The following is a 15,860-nucleotide window of genomic DNA, read 5'->3' as shown; positions in this document are numbered from 1 at the left end:
CACTTGCGGTCGGCGCTCGGTAATAACTTCCGGTAGGATGGCGGCTGCCTTTACACATTCTTACGTTTTTGCCTCGTGCCTTTGCGTGCCGACGCGGGTAGAGTCCGGGGCTTTCATTCTTCCTGCCGCCTGTTCATTCATGCTGTTTTCCATCGAAGAACTGCTGACCTTGCCCGTGATTCCGCACCTCGGGTTGGCGCCGCTGATGCGCTTCAATTTTCTGGGCGTCGATCTGCGCCCCTTGTACGAGCGACTGATCCGCCAGGCGACCGAGCGCGAAGACGATGCCGGCGCACTGCTCGACGCAGCTGTCATTTTGCGTTTCTACGGGAACGAGCCGCTTGCGCGTTTGTTGCAACGTGAAGCGCTGGCGGTGCGTCGTCATTTCCATTTTCCGTCGCGACGGCCGACGCGTCTGCGTTTGCTGGTGCTGGTCGCGCCCGGCGACCTGATGGCGAATATTCCGGTCGAGTGCCTTCTCGAAGATTCCGACGTCGATCTCGATCTCTACTATGTCTCCGAGCAGGTGGTTGCGCCGGAAGCGCTGCCTGAACATGACGTGTTGCTGGTGGCGCTGAGCGAGACCGCAGCGAATCGCCCGTTCATCGATGCCTGGCAGCCGCTGCTTGCCTCCTGGCCACGGCCGACACTTAACGATCCGTCCCGAATCGCCCTCGTGGCGCGCGACACGGCGGCCGAATTGCTCGCGGCCGTACCGGGCGTGCTGATGCCGCCGACGCTACGGGTGAATCGCAGGATGCTTGCCGAGGCGCCGCGTGAAGCCAATGCCATTGGTTTTCCGCTGTTGGTGCGGCCGGTGGATTCGCATGCCGGTAACGATTTGCACAAGATCGTCGATCCGGTGACGCTGGCAGCGGTCCTCGCCCGGATTCCTGGCGAAGATGTCTTTATTGCGCCTTTCATCGACTACCGCTCAAGCGATGGTCAGTACCGCAAATATCGGGTGGCCCTGGTCGATGGCAAACCGTATGCCTGTCACATGGGTATCTCCGACCACTGGATGATCCATTATCTCAATGCCGGCATGGCCGATAGCGCCGCGAAACGCGCGGAAGAAGCCGTTTTCATGGCGAGTTTCGACGATGCTTTCGCGGCTCGCCATGCAGAGGCGCTGGCAGGGATCCATGCCGCCGTCGGCCTCGATTATCTCGGCCTTGACTGCGCCGAGACTGCCGATGGACGTCTCTTGGTGTTCGAGATCGACCATGCCATGGTCGTGCATGCGATGGACCCGATTGACGTCTATCCCTACAAGCAAGCGGCGATGCATCGCCTGTTCATGGCGTTCCGCGAAATGCTGGGCCGCGCCGCCGCGCGTTGATCGCGGACCCGCAGCCGCTTAGACCTTGAAGTAGTCGCGGTACCAATCGACGAAGCGTGCGATCCCGACCTCGACGCTGGTGTTTGGTCGGTAGTCGAACTGTTCGGTGAGATCGCTGACGTCGGCATAAGTGTCGGGCACGTCGCCCGATTGCAGCGGCAACAGCGTCATCTGCGCCTTCATGCCAAGCGCCTTCTCGATGGCGCCGATGTAGTCCAGCAGTTCGACCGGCGCGTTGTTGCCGATGTTGTAAACGCGCCAGGGCGCAGCGCTGCTGCCGGGGTCGGGCGCATCGCCACGCCACGCGGGATTCGCCGGCGCCGGACGGTCAAGTACGCGGACGATGCCCTCGACGATGTCATCGACATAGGTGAAGTCGCGCCGGTGCTTGCCGTAGTTGAAGACCTGGATCGGTTCTCCGGCGAGGATAGCCTTGGTGAACTTGAACAGCGCCATGTCCGGGCGCCCCCAGGGGCCATAAACGGTGAAGAAGCGTAGTCCGGTTGTCGGCAGTCCGTACAGATGGCTGTAGGTGTGGGCCATCAGTTCGTTCGACTTCTTGCTGGCAGCATACAGACTGAGGGGGTGATCGACGTTCTGGTGGATCGAGAACGGCATGAGCGTGTTGGCGCCATAGACGCTGGAGGTGCTGGCATAGACCAGGTGGTCGACGCCATGATGGCGGCAGCCTTCGAGAATGTGGGCGAAGCCGACGATGTTGCTGTGGATGTAGGCCAGCGGATTTTCGATCGAGTAGCGCACGCCGGCCTGGGCGGCGAGATTGACCACACGCTGCGGGCGATGATCGGTGAATATGCCTTCAATTACGGCGCGGTCGGCAAGATCGGCGCGGACATGAACATAATTCGGGTGGTCAGCAAAGCGCGCCAGTCGCGCCTCCTTGAGGCTCGGGTCGTAGTAGTCGTTATGGTTGTCGAGTCCGATGACGGTGTCGCCGCGGGCCAACAGGCGCAGGGTCAGTGTCGATCCAATGAATCCGGCCGCGCCGGTAACCAATACTTTCATGCTGAGTCTCTCATTTTGCTCGAAATGCCGCTGGCGCACGATTGCGTCCGGAGCGCGGGTAGCCGCGTCGGTCGGGGGACAACGTGGGGCGACGCGCGGCATTGTGCCATACCTGCCTTATGACCGAGAAATGATCGTATCCCGGCGTCGGGAAGCGGGGCTGCCGGTTTATCATGGCGGATTGGTTTGTTGTTAGCTCGAAATGAAAGTCCTGTCGTGAAAATCCTGCGGCGTTTTTATCCGGTGAGTGCCTTCCTCGGTGGTTTCGTCTGGGACGCGTTGACGATCGGCCAGCGCGTCCGCCCGTCGGATTTTTGGCGGCTCGGCGGTTTCCTGCTCGGCGCTGCGCTGCTGATCCTCTGGCTGGCGCGGCGCGAATCGGCGATGCTCGTCGCGCCGGAAGCCGAGCGGAGTCTGCGCGGACGTTTTCGCGGCTTCGCCTGGCGGGCGCCGTATCTCCTGCTCCAGTTTTTCTTTGGCGGAATTTTCTCGGCGCTCTTCATTCTCTATTTCAAGAGTGCCGGGCATCTCGGCACCTGGCTGATGGCAACGGTCCTGGGTGGCCTGCTCATCGGCAACGAATTCGCTGCCCGGCTCTATGGCCGGCGCTTCACGCTGATCTGGGCGCTGTTTGCGCTCAATGCCATTCTTCTGTTCAATTTCGCGTTGCCGTTGGCGGCCGGAAGCCTGCACTGGAGCTGGTTCTATCTGTCGACGGCGGTCGGTATTCTCCTCGCGCATGGGCTTTGGTGGATTTCGCCAGGGCGTCCGGGACGCATGCTGCCGTCGTGGGGCGTGGCGTTCGTGTTGGCGCTGGCCGGTGCGCTCGACATGATTGCGCCGGTGCCGCTGGTGAAGCAGGATCTGGCGGTCGGACATGCGCTGACGCAGGGCGGCAACCGGTTGACGCTAGCGGTCGAATCGCCGTCTGCATGGCAGTTCTGGCGCGATCAGGCGACGACCGTTCATGTGCCGGAGGGCGAAAAGTTGTACGGGGTTTCCGCCGTGTTCGCACCCCTGGGGGTGACGGCGCTGCTCGAACATCGCTGGGAAGTGCGCGAGGGCGGCGGGTGGCGGGTGGTCTACCGGAGCCGTTTTCGCAGTACCGGCGGACGCGAGCGCGGTTTTCGCGGGTATTCCTGGGTGCTCAATCCGGTGCCGGGAGAATGGCGCCTGATCGTCGCAACACAGGATGGTCGCACCATCGGTATCCAGTCGGTGACGGTCGAGCGTGGCAGCGCGGCGCCCGAGCAACTGAGCTTGCGTGAGTTCTAGGGGGGGGGCGCAATCAAGCGTCATGTCGGCATGGTAGGCTTGCCGCTCGATCGTCATGGAGGACGGTGTTCCGATGTTCCCGAATAGTGCAGCGTCATTGCCGGCGGACGAACGCGGTGTGCGCGTGGCGCTGGTTTTCGCGCTGACCGCCGAGCGTTTGTCGACGTTTTACGAGCACGGGCAGTGGCTGACGGAGGCGCAGGGGGCGAGTCTGGCGGCCGAGTGGCTGGCGCGCACCCGGCGGGATTTGCCGCTGGTGGCGAGAAGGCTATTGTCCGGTTTGAGCGACGGTTTGGCGCGGCAACTCGCCGAGTCACTCTCGCGCGAGGCGGGCCTGTATCTCGCTCACGAAATGATGGAATCGCTCGATCCCCGGCATTCGTCGGAGGTGGCGTTGTCCTTGATGGGCGAATGCGAGCGACTCGTCGATATGGCGGATGGCGAGGACGGCGGCTGATCGCGTCCGTCATTTAGTGCGCGGGCGAGCGAGGCGGATCTCGTGATGAACAAAGCCCCGGAACGGGGATGCCGTTCCGGGGCTTTGCGTGTTTCAGGCGAAGCTGTTGGACGTGATTACATGTCCATGCCCATGCCGCCCATACCGCCCATGCCGCCCATGCCGCCCGGCATGCCGCCAGCCGGCTTGTCTTCGGCGAGTTCGGCGACCATGCAGTCGGTGGTGAGCATCAGGCCGGCGATCGACGCGGCGTTTTGCAGCGCCGTGCGGGTCACCTTGGTCGGGTCGAGCACGCCCATTTCGACCATGTCGCCGTATTGGCCGGTCGAGGCGTTGTAGCCGTAGTTGCCCTTGCCATTGACGACGGCATTGACCACCACCGACGGCTCGTCACCGGCGTTGGCGACGATTTCGCGCAGCGGCTGCTCGATCGCGCGCAGCACGATCTTGATGCCGGCTTCCTGGTCGGCGTTGTCGCCCTTGACTGCGCTCAGCGAAGCGCGAGCACGCAGCAGCGCGACGCCACCGCCGGCAACGATGCCTTCCTCGACGGCAGCACGCGTGGCGTGCAGCGCGTCTTCAACGCGGGCCTTCTTCTCTTTCATTTCGACTTCGGTGGCGGCACCAACCTTGATCAGCGCAACACCGCCGGCCAGCTTGGCGACACGTTCCTGCAACTTCTCCTTGTCGTAGTCCGAGGTGGCTTCCTCGATCTGCGCGCGGATCTGCTTGACGCGGGCTTCGATGTTCACCGCAGCGCCGGCGCCGTCGATGATTGTCGTGTTTTCCTTGCCGACTTCGATGCGCTTGGCTTGGCCGAGTTCGGCCAGCGTGGCCTTCTCGAGGGTCAGGCCGACTTCTTCGGCGATGACTTGGCCGCCGGTCAGGATGGCGATGTCTTCGAGCATGGCTTTGCGGCGGTCGCCGAAGCCCGGTGCCTTGACGGAGCAGGTCTTGAGGATGCCACGGATGTTGTTGACGACGAGGGTCGCCAGCGCTTCGCCTTCGACGTCTTCAGCGATGATCAGCAGCGGACGGCCGGCCTTGGCGACTTGCTCGAGCACCGGCAGCAGGTCGCGGATGTTCGAGATCTTCTTGTCGAAGAGCAGAACATACGGGTTTTCGAGGATGGCGATCTGCTTGTCCGGGTTGTTGATGAAGTAGGGCGACAGGTAGCCGCGGTCGAACTGCATGCCTTCGACGACTTCGAGTTCGTTGTTCAGCGACTTGCCGTCTTCAACGGTGATGACGCCTTCCTTGCCGACTTTTTCCATGGCTTCGGCGATGATGTCGCCGATCGACGAGTCGGAGTTGGCCGAGATCGAGCCGACCTGGGCGATTTCCTTGGTCGTCGTGCAGGGCTTCGAGACCTTCTTGAGTTCGTCGACGATGGCGGCGACGGTCTTGTCGATGCCGCGCTTGAGGTCCATCGGGTTCATGCCGGCGGCAACGAACTTCATGCCTTCGCGAACGATCGACTGGGCGAGCACGGTCGCCGTCGTGGTGCCGTCACCGGCGATATCCGAGGTCTTGGAAGCGACTTCCTTGACCATTTGGGCGCCCATGTTGGCGAACTTGTCCTTCAGTTCGATTTCCTTGGCGACCGACACACCGTCCTTGGTGACCGTCGGCGAACCGTAGGAACGCTCGAGCACAACATTGCGGCCCTTCGGACCGAGGGTGACCTTGACCGCGTCGGCCAGGATGTTGACACCCTCAACCATGCGGGTACGGGCGGAATCGCCGAATTTGACGTCTTTAGCTGCCATTGAATTACTCCTGAAAATTCTTTAGGGATGGGTCGGTAAGCGTTGTGGGCGAGGCGATCAGGCCTCGACGACGCCCATGATGTCTTCTTCGCGCATGACGAGCAGTTCCTCGCCATCGACCTTGACGGTCTGGCCGGCGTACTTGCCGAAGAGCACGCGGTCGCCAACCTTGACGTCCATGCCGACAGCCTTGCCGTTCTCGTCACGCTTGCCTGGGCCGACGGACAGAACCTGCCCTTGGTCGGGCTTCTCGGCGGCGTTGTCGGGGATCACGATGCCGGATGCGGTTTTGCGCTCTTCCTCGAGACGCTTGACGATCACGCGATCATGCAAAGGACGGATTTTCATGCTGATTTCTCCTGTTTTTAAGCAATAGTAACGACGTACTTGACCGGCTTTCGCCGTGGTAATACTGCGCTTCGGTAACTTGGTTATTAGCACTCGAAGCGAACGAGTGCTAATAATAGGGGCGAGGTCCTCGTTTTTCAAGTCGGGGCCGTCGATTTTTTTGTCGTTGATCGGTGAATCCGAGGGGCGCCCCTGCGTTTTGAACTTCGGCGTGTCGGGCGGGATCGGTGTACCAACGAAGTGGAATGCGGTTCAGTGTTGTCCGCACAAGGCGGGTTCGTCGGGGCGCCGAAATTCTCCCGGCAATACCGCGACCGATTATTTCTTGTTGCCAAGGCTTGCAATCATGATTACGACGTTTGTGACGTCATATGGCTACCTGGCGGTGTTTTGCGGCACCCTGTTCGAAGGGGAGATCATCCTGATCGCTGCCGGCTTCGCCGCACAGCGTGGTTTTCTCGCGTGGCCGGCGGTCATTGCCGTCGCTATCGTCGGGGCCGCGCTGGGGGATCAACTCGCCTTCCTTGGCGGTCGTCGGTACGGGAATCGCCTGATCGAGCGATTTCCGCGGGTGCTAGGACACCAGGCTCGCATTCTCGGTCTGTTGGAACGCTATGACGTTCTTTGCATCGTCGCTTTCCGTTTTCTGTACGGCCTCAGAATTGCCGGACCGTTCATTCTCGGAACGAGTCGCGTGCCGCTGGGGCGGTTTTCCGTCGTCAATATCCTCAGCGTGAGCGTCTGGACGGTGGTCGTGGTCAGCATCGGCCGCTTGTTCGGCGTTGCCTTTGAAGCCTTATTGGGCGATCTCAAGGAGATCGAGGAGGGATTGATCGTGGCGATCCTTCTCGTTGGCGTCGGCATCGTTCTAGGGCGCAGGATTCTGGCGAAGAAGACGCCAAATGGCCGGGAGCGGGGCGATCCGTAACACGCTGCGCTTTTCCCGTCAGGCGCCGGGTGCCGACTGGTGGCACGTTTAATGCGTGAGTATCGCTAAAGTCCATGCACTTGCCGTTGATGGCAAGTGGGATGGGTGTGTCTAACACAGTTAAGACGAGGTTATCGGCAAATCGGCTTTTCCTATGGTTTCGTGTCACCGGCAATTACAGTCTCCGGCCACCGGTAATTTTTGCCGATGCGGAGGCGCGAGGGTATTTGTCGGGGCAAGGTAGTTCAACCGGCGGCATCGGACGGGGTGGTCCGGTGTGTGGTCATCAGCGTCTGATAGTGATCGTTTTTTTATGGAGCAGGCATCGGTCTTACGTTGAAACAAGTGAATGGCGTGAAGAGGGATGGGGCAGGTTTGCATCGTCGCCGAGGTAAGGCGGAAGGGTGCGAGGCTGTGCGCATTTCGTCATGCCGACGAACATCGGAGCAGACAGATTCGGTGTGAAGTATTTCGCGGTAACACCAGGAGTTGCGAGTATCGAATGTTGAAAGAGGCGGCTACCTCAGTCCGGACATTGCCCGCATGTTGCGCGTCTTTGGCGCGCAACAGCGGCTTTGCTCCATTTATTTCGCGCGCCTTGGTGATTGCGGTTCAGTTATGCCGAAACCTTCCGATAAATGTTTTATGGCCGCGACGAACTACGACTAAAGTCATATCGTTGCGGGAGATTTGCACCTTAAGCTTTTATAATGAGCGGTGGGCAACCGGGTGATCTATGACTACCACCGTTTTTAACGGCACGACAGCGCAAATTGCGGCTTTGACGACGGCGCAGATTCGCGCTTTGTCGACGGCCGACATGCAAGCGCTCACCACGGCTCAGCTAGCTGTCCTGACGAGCGATCAGATTCGCGCGATCGAAATTGTCGATCTGCAGGCCTTGTCGGCAAGCCAGTTGTCCCAAGGATTGACCTCCAGCCAGATCGCGGCGTTGACGAACACGCAACTCGTCGCGCTGACGACCGACCAAATTGCCGCGCTGACCACCGCGCAGGTTCGAAATGGCCTGAGCACCGATCAAATCGCTACGCTCGGCACGCGCCAGATCGCCGCATTGACGACGGCGCAACTCAACAACGGTTTCAGCACTGACCAGATCGTCGCGCTCAAGACCAACCAGATCCAGGCGTTGACGACCGCTCAATTGCTCGCGTTGGCGACCCAGCAACTGGCCGCCATCGAGACCACCGACATCGCCGCGCTCAAGACGGCCCAGATCGCCGCGTTGACGAGTGCCCAGATTCGCAATGGCCTCGGCACGACACAGGTTGCGGCGCTGACGACCTTGCAGGTGACGGCGCTGACGGCGGGTCAGATCAAGAACGGGTTGACCACGGATCAGGTCGTTGCGCTCGATTCGGCGCAGCTCCGGGCCTTGTCCACCGACCAGATCCAGGCGTTTGGCACCGCCCAGATTGCGGCGATAGAGACATCGGATTTTTCCGTGCTCAAGAGCACACAGATCGCCGCGCTGACGACCGGTCAGATCGCTGTCGGGATGAGCACGGCGCAGGTCGTTGCACTTGCCACGGCGCAGATCCAGGCGCTGACGACCGACCAGTTGCGCGTGTTTACAACCGCCCAGGTCGCGGCCATCGAGACGACGGACCTCATTGCGCTCAAGACCGGTCAGATTGCGGCGCTGACCACCTTCCAAATCAACAGCGGCCTGAGTACCGACCAGGTAGCGGCACTCACCACCGGTCAGCTCGCCGCAATGACGACCGCACAGATCAGGAGCGGGTTGGGGACGCAGCAGGTGATCGCGCTGGGCAGCAATCAGCTGCAGGCGATCACTACCGTCCAGATTCAGGCGCTGACGACTGCCCAGGTCGCCGCGCTAGGGACGACCGAAGTTGCAGCGCTCAAGACCGGCCAGCTGGCAGCCATGACGACCGCCCAGATCAGCAGCGGCCTGCGCACGGATCAGCTGGCAGCGCTTGCGACCAATCAGATCCAGGCCTTGACGACGACCCAGATTCAGGCCCTGACGAGCACACAGGTCGCTGCCATCGAAACGGCCGATGTCGCCGCGCTCAAGACGTCGCAGATCGCTGTGCTGACGACTAGTCAGATCAGGAACGGTCTGTCGACCGATCAGGTCGCCGCCCTTGGCACCGGCCAGATGACGGCGCTTTCGACCGCCCAGATCCTGCAGGGGCTGCGCACCGATCAGGTCGTTGCGCTCAATTCCGCCCAGCTGCTGGCATTGAATTCGGTCCAGGTAGCCGCGTTGACGACCGCCGAGATCGCTGCGATCGAAACGGCTGACCTCGCCGCGCTCAAGACATCCCAGATTGCTGCGCTGACCTCGCAGCAAATTCGTAGTGGGCTGTCTACGGGGCAGCTGCAATCGCTCGGCACGAACCAGATTCTGGCGCTGACGACGAACCAGATCCTCGCATTGACCACCGGTCAGATCCAGGCGTTGACGACGGACCAGATTCAGGCGCTGACCACGGCGCAGGTGCGGGCCCTGACCACGACGCAGGTCTCGACCATTGAGACGGCAGATGTTGCTGCATTGAAAACTGCGCAGGTTGCGGCGCTGACGACCCTGCAGGTGCGTAGCGGCCTGACGACCGATCAGGTGGTCGCGCTTGGCAGCGATCAGCTTCAGGCGTTCAACACGGCGAATGTCCAGTCTTTGACAACGACCCAGGTTGCCGCGATCGAAACGGTCGACATCGCTGCGCTCAAGACCGGGCAGGTGGCAGCCTTAACGACCTTCCAAGTACAGAGCGGGCTGACGACCGATCAGGTGGTCGCGCTCGGTTCACGCCAGATTCAGGCCCTGACGACGACTCAGGTGGCGGCCTTGCGGACGGACCAGGTCGCAGCGATCGAAACTGACGATGTTGCGGCGCTGACGAGTGCACAGATTGCCGCGTTGACGACTCAGCAAGTGCGGAGCGGCGTGAGCACCGCGCAACTCGAAGCGCTCAACACGCGCCAAATACAGTCACTGACCACCGTCCAGATTGGCGCCTTGAGTACTGCCCAGGTTGGTGCCATCGAAACGATCGACATCGCCGCGCTGACGACCGCGCAGGTTGCTGCGCTGACGACCGACCAGATCCGGAGCGGGCTGAGCACCGACCAGGTGGCGGCGCTCGGAACCCGGCAGATCGCTGCGCTGACGACAGGGCAGATCCAGAGTGGCTTGAACACGGCGCAGGTTGTGGCGCTCGACACCCGCCAGATCCAGGCGCTGAGCACCTACCAGGTGGCCGCCCTGAACACGGCGCAGGTCAGCGTCATCGAGACGGCGGACATCGCCGCGTTGAAGACGAACCAGATCGCCGCGCTAACGACCTACCAGATCCAGAGCGGGTTGGTTACCGATCAGGTCGCTGCGCTCGGGACAAGGCAGATCCAGGCACTGAGTACCGCCCAGACCCTGGCGCTGACTACCGGCGACATCGTCGCGCTGAGTTCCGACCAGATCCGGGCGCTGACTACCGCACAAATCAGCGCGTTGAGCACAACCCAGGTGAGCGTCATTGAAACCGATGACGTCAGCGCGCTCAAGACCGCCCAAGTCTCCGCATTGACGACCCGTCAGATTCAAAGCGGTCTGAACTCTGCCCAGGTTGTTTCGCTGAATTCCAGTCAGATCCAGGCGCTGACGACGGCGCAGATACAGGCATTGACGACGGCGCAGGTCGCCGCGATTCTGACGGACGACATCGTTGCGCTCAAGACATCGCAAGTCGTCGCGCTGACGACAACTCAGATACGCAACGGGCTGAGTACCGACCAGATTGCCGCGCTCGGCACCGCACAGGTGGCGGCGCTGACGACCCAGCAGATTCAGAATGGCTTGACGACCGGTCAGGTGGTGGCCCTCGGCTCGGATCAGATTCGGGCGCTCAACAGTGTCCAGATCAAGGCGCTGACCACGACGCAAGTCGCGGCGATCGAAACGGCGGATATCGCCGCGCTCAAGACGTCGCAAGTCGTTGCCCTGACGACGACTCAGATACAGAGCGGCGTGAGCACCGATCAGGTCGCGGCGCTGGACACCCGTCAGGTGTCGGTCCTGACGACGCAGCAGATTCAGGCGGGGCTGACGACCGCTCAGGTGGTCGCGCTCGACAGCGACCAGGTGCAGGCGCTGACGACAGCGCAGATCAAGGCGCTGACGACGGCACAGGTTGCCGCCATCGAGACGGCCGATATGGCCGCGCTCAAGACGGCGCAGGTCGCCGCCCTGACGACGCAGCAAATCCAGAACGGCCTGAATACCGCTCAGGTCGTCGCGCTCGAATCCGATCAAATCCGCGCCCTGACCACGGCCCAGATTCAGGCGCTGACGACGGCGCAGGTCTCTGCCATCGAGACGGCGGATCTCGCTGCGCTCAAGACGGTCCAGGTGGCTGCGTTAACGACGGCTCAGATCCAGAGCGGCCTGAGCACCGATCAGGTCGCGGCGCTGGACACCCGTCAGGTGTCGGTCCTGACGACGCAGCAGATCCAAGTCGGTCTGACGACCGCTCAAGTGGTGTCACTCGACAGTGACCAGGTGCAGGCGCTGACGACGGCCCAGATCAAGGCACTGACGACGGCACAGGTTGCGGCCATCGAGACGGCCGATATGGCCGCGTTCAAGACGGCGCAAGTCGCCGCACTGACGACGCAGCAAATCCAGAACGGCCTGAATACCGCGCAGGTCGTCGCGCTCGAATCCGATCAGATCCGCGCCCTGACCACGGCCCAGATTCAGGCGCTGACGACGGCGCAGGTCGCTGCCATCGAGACGGCGGATCTGGCTGCGCTCAAAACGGCCCAGGTGGCTGCGTTGACGACGACGCAAATTGCCAGGGGACTGAGCACCGATCAGGTGGAGGCGCTCGCGACCGGGCAGGTCGCCGCATTCGGTACTTGGCAAATTCAGAATGGCCTGAGCACCGGTCAGGTGGTCGCGCTTGATTCCGATCAGATCCAGGCGTTGACCACAGCCCAGATCAAAGCGCTGAATACGGCGCAGGTTGCGGCGATCGAAACCGGCGACATTGCCGTGCTCAAGACGGCGCAAGTTGCAGCGCTGACAACGACGCAAGTCAGTAGCAGCCTGGGCACGGCGCAGGTGCAGGCGCTGAGTTCCGATCAGGTCCGGGTGCTTAATTCCGCGCAGATCCGGGCGCTGACGACGGCACAGGTCGCTGCGATCGAAACGGCTGACCTGGCGGCGCTGAAGACGGCGCAAGTGGTTGCGCTGACGACTAGCCAGATCCGAAGCGGCCTCGGCACCGACCAGGTGGTTTCGCTGAATTCTGCGCAGATTGCCGCGTTGACGACGGCGCAGATTCAGGCGTTGACGACCGCCCAGATTGCCGCCATCGAGACGGATGACATCGCGGCGTTGAAGACCGGGCAAATTGCCGCGCTGACGACGGCCCAGCTCAACTTGGGTTTGAGTACCGAGCAACTTGAGCTCTTCGGTACTGCGCAGGTGGCGGCGCTGACGACGACGCAGATCCAGAACGGCCTGACGACTGCGCAGGTGGTCGCGCTCGGCACTACCCAGGTCCGCGCCTTGACCAGTGCTCAACTCAAGGCGCTGACGACGACGCAAGTGGCGGCGATTGAGACGGAAGATGTCGCGGCGCTGAAAACGGCGCAGCTGGTGTCGCTGACGACGACGCAGATCAGCCGGGGCTTCAGCACGGATCAGGTCGCAGCGTTGGGGTCGGCGCAAGTCGCCGCACTGACGACGCAACAGATTCAGAACGGGCTGACGACAGCCCAGGTGGTTGCGCTCGGCACCGATCAGATCAGGGCTTTGACCACCGTGCAGATCGCCGTGCTGGGCACGGCCCAGGTGGCGGCGATCGAGACCGACGATGTCGCGTCGCTCAAGACGGGGCAGGTCGCCGCGTTGACGACCCTGCAGGTTCAGAACGGATTGCGCAGCAGCCAGATCGTTGCCTTGGGGTCGGATCAGATCCGGGCGCTCACCTCGGCCCAACTCAAGGCGCTGACCACCGCCCAAGTGGCGGCGATCGAGACGGACGATATTGCGGCGCTGAAGACGGCGCAGTTGGTCGCACTGACGACAACCCAGATCAGGAGCGGCTTGACGACCGATCAGGTGGCCGCGCTGAGTTCGGCGCAGGTGGCTGCGCTGACGACCCAACAGATCCAGAATGGCCTCAGTACCGACGAAATCCTTGCCTTGAGCAGCGATCAGGTTCGTGCCCTCACGACCGCCCAGATGGTCGCGCTGACCACCCGTCAGCTTGCTGCCGTCGAAACCGCTGACATCGCTACGCTCAAGACGGCACAACTGGCTGCGCTGAGTACGCTGCAGATCCGTAGCGGTCTGACGACCGACCAGCTGGTTGCCCTGGAGACCAATCAAATCCAGGCGTTCACGAGCGTCCAGCTGCAGGCGTTGAGTTCTGCGCAGATCGTGGCGATCGAAACAACGGATATCGCGGCGCTGAAAACAGCGCAGCTTGCCGCGCTGACGACCGTCCAGGTCCAGACCGGACTCAGTACCGACCAGATCGTGGCGCTTGGGTCCGGCCAGATTCAGGCGCTGACCTCCGCACAGTTGCGGGCGCTGACTTCCGCGCAGGTCGCCGCGATAGAGACGACGGACATTGCGGCGCTCAAGACCGCCCAAATCGCCGCGCTGACGACCCATCAGGTTCGGAACGGCCTGACGACCGATCAGATTGTCGCCCTGGGTACGGCCCAAGTAGCCGCATTGACCACCGCGCAGATCCAGGCGCTGAGCACTGACGAGGTCGTTGCCATTGAAACGACCGATCTTGTCGCACTTAAGACCTCGCAAGTCGCTGCGCTGACGACGGCGCAGATCACCAGCGGCCTGAGTACCGACCAGATCGCTGCGCTGGGCACGGCCCAGGTGGCTGCGCTGACGACACTTCAGGTCCAGAATGGGCTGAGCACGGATCAGTTGGTTGCTTTCGGCACGCAGCAGATCCAGGCGCTTACTTCCGCCCAGATTCGGGCCTTGACGACGGCTCAGGTGGCCGCGATCGAGACCGTCGACCTGGCGGCCCTCAAGACCGGACAGGTCGCGGCGCTGACGACGCTGCAGATTAGCCGCGGACTGAGTACGGACCAGATCGTTGCCCTTGGCACCCATCAGATACAGGCGCTGACGAGCGGGCAGATACAGGCGCTGACGACCGATCAGGTGACCGCGATTGAGACCGTGGATATGGCGGCGCTCAAGACGACGCAAGTCATCGCGCTGACGACGGCACAGATCCGCGATGGTTTGAGCACCGACCAGCTGGCGGCTTTCGGCACCGGGCAGATTGCCGCCCTGACCACGGCCCAGATTCGGGCGCTGACGACAGTTCAGGTCGGATCGCTCGAAACCGTCGACGTTGCGGCGCTCAAGACCGCACAAGTCGCGGCGCTGACGACTGACCAGATACAGAGCGGACTGAGCACCGACCAGATCGCCGCATTGGGTACCGGTCAGGTGGCGGCGCTGACGACGGTGCAGATCCGCAACGGACTGACGACGGAACAGGTGATTGCTCTCGGTTCCCGCCAGATCCAGGCGCTGACAAGCGCCCAGATCCAGGCGCTGACGACGACGCAAGTCGCCGTCATCGAAACCGTCGATGTGGCCGCGCTCAAGGTCGCCCAGATGTCGGCCTTCACGACGGACCAGATCAACGCCGGCCTGAGCACTGACCAGATTGCCGCGCTCGGCACGGCGCAAGTGGCGGCATTGACGACGGCGCAGGTGCAGTATGGGCTGAATACCGATCAGCTGATTGCGCTTAGCACTGCCCAGATTCAGGCGCTGACGGTAACGCAGATCAAGGCGCTGACGAGCGCCCAGGTTGGCGCGATCGAGACCGACGACGTGGCGGCGCTGAAGACAGCTCAGGTGGCCGCGCTGACCACCTTCCAGATCAACAGCGGTCTGAGCACCGGCCAGATCGTTGCACTCGGTTCCCTCCAGATCCAGGCGCTGAGCACCGGGCAGATTCAGGCGCTGAGCAGCGACCAGGTGGCTGCGATCGAAACGGCCGACGTGACAGCGTTGAAGACGGGGCAGGTGGCGGCGCTGACGACGTTCCAGATTGGCAGCGGGCTGACGACCGATCAGATCGCAGCGCTCGGCACGGCACAGGTCGCGGCGCTGACGACCACGCAAATACACGCGGGGCTCGCGACGTATCAAATCGTTGCGCTGACCTCCGACCAGGTGCGGGCGTTGACGCTCAACCAGATCCAGCGAGGACTGAATACCGACCAGGTCGTCGCACTGACTTCCGACCAGGTGATGGCGCTGACGACGGCGCAGGTCAGGGGGCTTTTGACCGAACAGGTTGCCGTCATCGAAACCGACGACATCGTCGCATTGACGACGGAACAGATCGGTGTGCTCACGACCACGCAGATCCAGGCGGGACTGGGTACGGACCAGATCATGGCCTTGAGTACCGATCAGATCTTCGCGTTGAGTACGACGCAGGTGCACGATGGTCTGAACACCGGGCAGGTCGTTGCCTTGACCACAAATCAGATCGCTGCGCTGAGCACGGATCAGATTGATGCCTTGAGCACAGAACAGGTCTCGGTGGTCGAGACAGCGGATATTGCTGCCTTGACGACGGATCAGGTGGCCTCGCTGACGACGACGCAACTGCAGGCGGGCGTGACGACCGAACAGTTGATGGCGCTGACGACGGACCA

Annotated in this window: 8 protein-coding genes; 5 read left to right on the top strand and 3 right to left on the bottom strand. The window is 62.2% G+C overall.

Going from position 1 to position 15,860, the window contains the following annotated elements:
- The first annotated feature begins 139 nt into the window (after nucleotides 1-139).
- Nucleotides 140-1,342 (top strand): ATP-grasp domain-containing protein, encoded by a 1,203-nt coding sequence (locus tag BLR25_RS17630; protein WP_218122802.1) that lies wholly within the window; start codon nucleotides 140-142, stop codon nucleotides 1,340-1,342.
- Between the two features lie 18 nt (nucleotides 1,343-1,360).
- On the opposite strand, the gene BLR25_RS17625 is transcribed toward BLR25_RS17630, so the two are convergent.
- Complete coding sequence (locus BLR25_RS17625) at nucleotides 1,361-2,368, bottom strand: NAD-dependent epimerase (RefSeq protein WP_091939542.1); 1,008 nt, start codon at nucleotides 2,366-2,368, stop codon at nucleotides 1,361-1,363.
- Between the two features lie 216 nt (nucleotides 2,369-2,584).
- Here BLR25_RS17625 and BLR25_RS17620 point away from each other — a divergent pair, with 216 nt between their 5' ends.
- Both BLR25_RS17620 and BLR25_RS17615 read left to right on the top strand, forming a co-directional pair.
- Nucleotides 2,585-3,643, top strand: a complete 1,059-nt coding sequence (locus BLR25_RS17620; protein ID WP_091939541.1) for a DUF2914 domain-containing protein — start codon at nucleotides 2,585-2,587, stop codon at nucleotides 3,641-3,643.
- Nucleotides 3,644-3,716: 73 nt separating this feature from the next.
- Nucleotides 3,717-4,100 (top strand): hypothetical protein, encoded by a 384-nt coding sequence (locus BLR25_RS17615; protein ID WP_091939644.1) that lies wholly within the window; start codon nucleotides 3,717-3,719, stop codon nucleotides 4,098-4,100.
- A gap of 116 nt (nucleotides 4,101-4,216) precedes the next feature.
- Here the strand turns inward: BLR25_RS17615 and groL are convergent, their stop codons facing one another.
- Together groL and groES are read right to left on the bottom strand one after the other, a co-directional pair.
- Complete coding sequence (groL, locus tag BLR25_RS17610; protein ID WP_091939539.1) at nucleotides 4,217-5,869, bottom strand: chaperonin GroEL; 1,653 nt, start codon at nucleotides 5,867-5,869, stop codon at nucleotides 4,217-4,219.
- 57 nt (nucleotides 5,870-5,926) lie between these two features.
- Nucleotides 5,927-6,217, bottom strand: coding sequence for a co-chaperone GroES (gene groES, locus BLR25_RS17605; RefSeq protein ID WP_091939537.1), 291 nt, complete (start codon nucleotides 6,215-6,217; stop codon nucleotides 5,927-5,929).
- Between the two features lie 346 nt (nucleotides 6,218-6,563).
- Here groES and BLR25_RS17600 point away from each other — a divergent pair, with 346 nt between their 5' ends.
- Nucleotides 6,564-7,145, top strand: coding sequence for a DedA family protein (locus BLR25_RS17600; protein ID WP_091939535.1), 582 nt, complete (start codon nucleotides 6,564-6,566; stop codon nucleotides 7,143-7,145).
- A gap of 736 nt (nucleotides 7,146-7,881) precedes the next feature.
- Nucleotides 7,882-15,860, top strand: a 7,979-nt coding sequence (locus tag BLR25_RS17595; RefSeq protein WP_091939533.1) for a beta strand repeat-containing protein, incomplete at its 3' end; no start/stop codon positions are given.

Source organism: Propionivibrio dicarboxylicus (assembly GCF_900099695.1).
GTDB lineage: Bacteria > Pseudomonadota > Gammaproteobacteria > Burkholderiales > Rhodocyclaceae > Propionivibrio > Propionivibrio dicarboxylicus.
The sequence above is the reverse complement of the archived record's forward strand: the minus strand, read 5'-3'. Positions and strand labels throughout refer to the sequence as shown.

Bases quoted from the DNA above. Each gene is read 5' to 3' on its own strand.
- BLR25_RS17600 (WP_091939535.1), top strand. From the start codon at position 6,564: ATGATTACGACGTTTGTGACGTCATATGGCTACCTGGCGGTGTTTTGC.
- BLR25_RS17630 (WP_218122802.1), top strand. From the start codon at position 140: ATGCTGTTTTCCATCGAAGAACTGCTGACCTTGCCCGTGATTCCGCAC.
- groES (WP_091939537.1), bottom strand. From the start codon at position 6,217: ATGAAAATCCGTCCTTTGCATGATCGCGTGATCGTCAAGCGTCTCGAG.
- groL (WP_091939539.1), bottom strand. From the start codon at position 5,869: ATGGCAGCTAAAGACGTCAAATTCGGCGATTCCGCCCGTACCCGCATG.
- BLR25_RS17615 (WP_091939644.1), top strand. From the start codon at position 3,717: ATGTTCCCGAATAGTGCAGCGTCATTGCCGGCGGACGAACGCGGTGTG.
- BLR25_RS17625 (WP_091939542.1), bottom strand. From the start codon at position 2,368: ATGAAAGTATTGGTTACCGGCGCGGCCGGATTCATTGGATCGACACTG.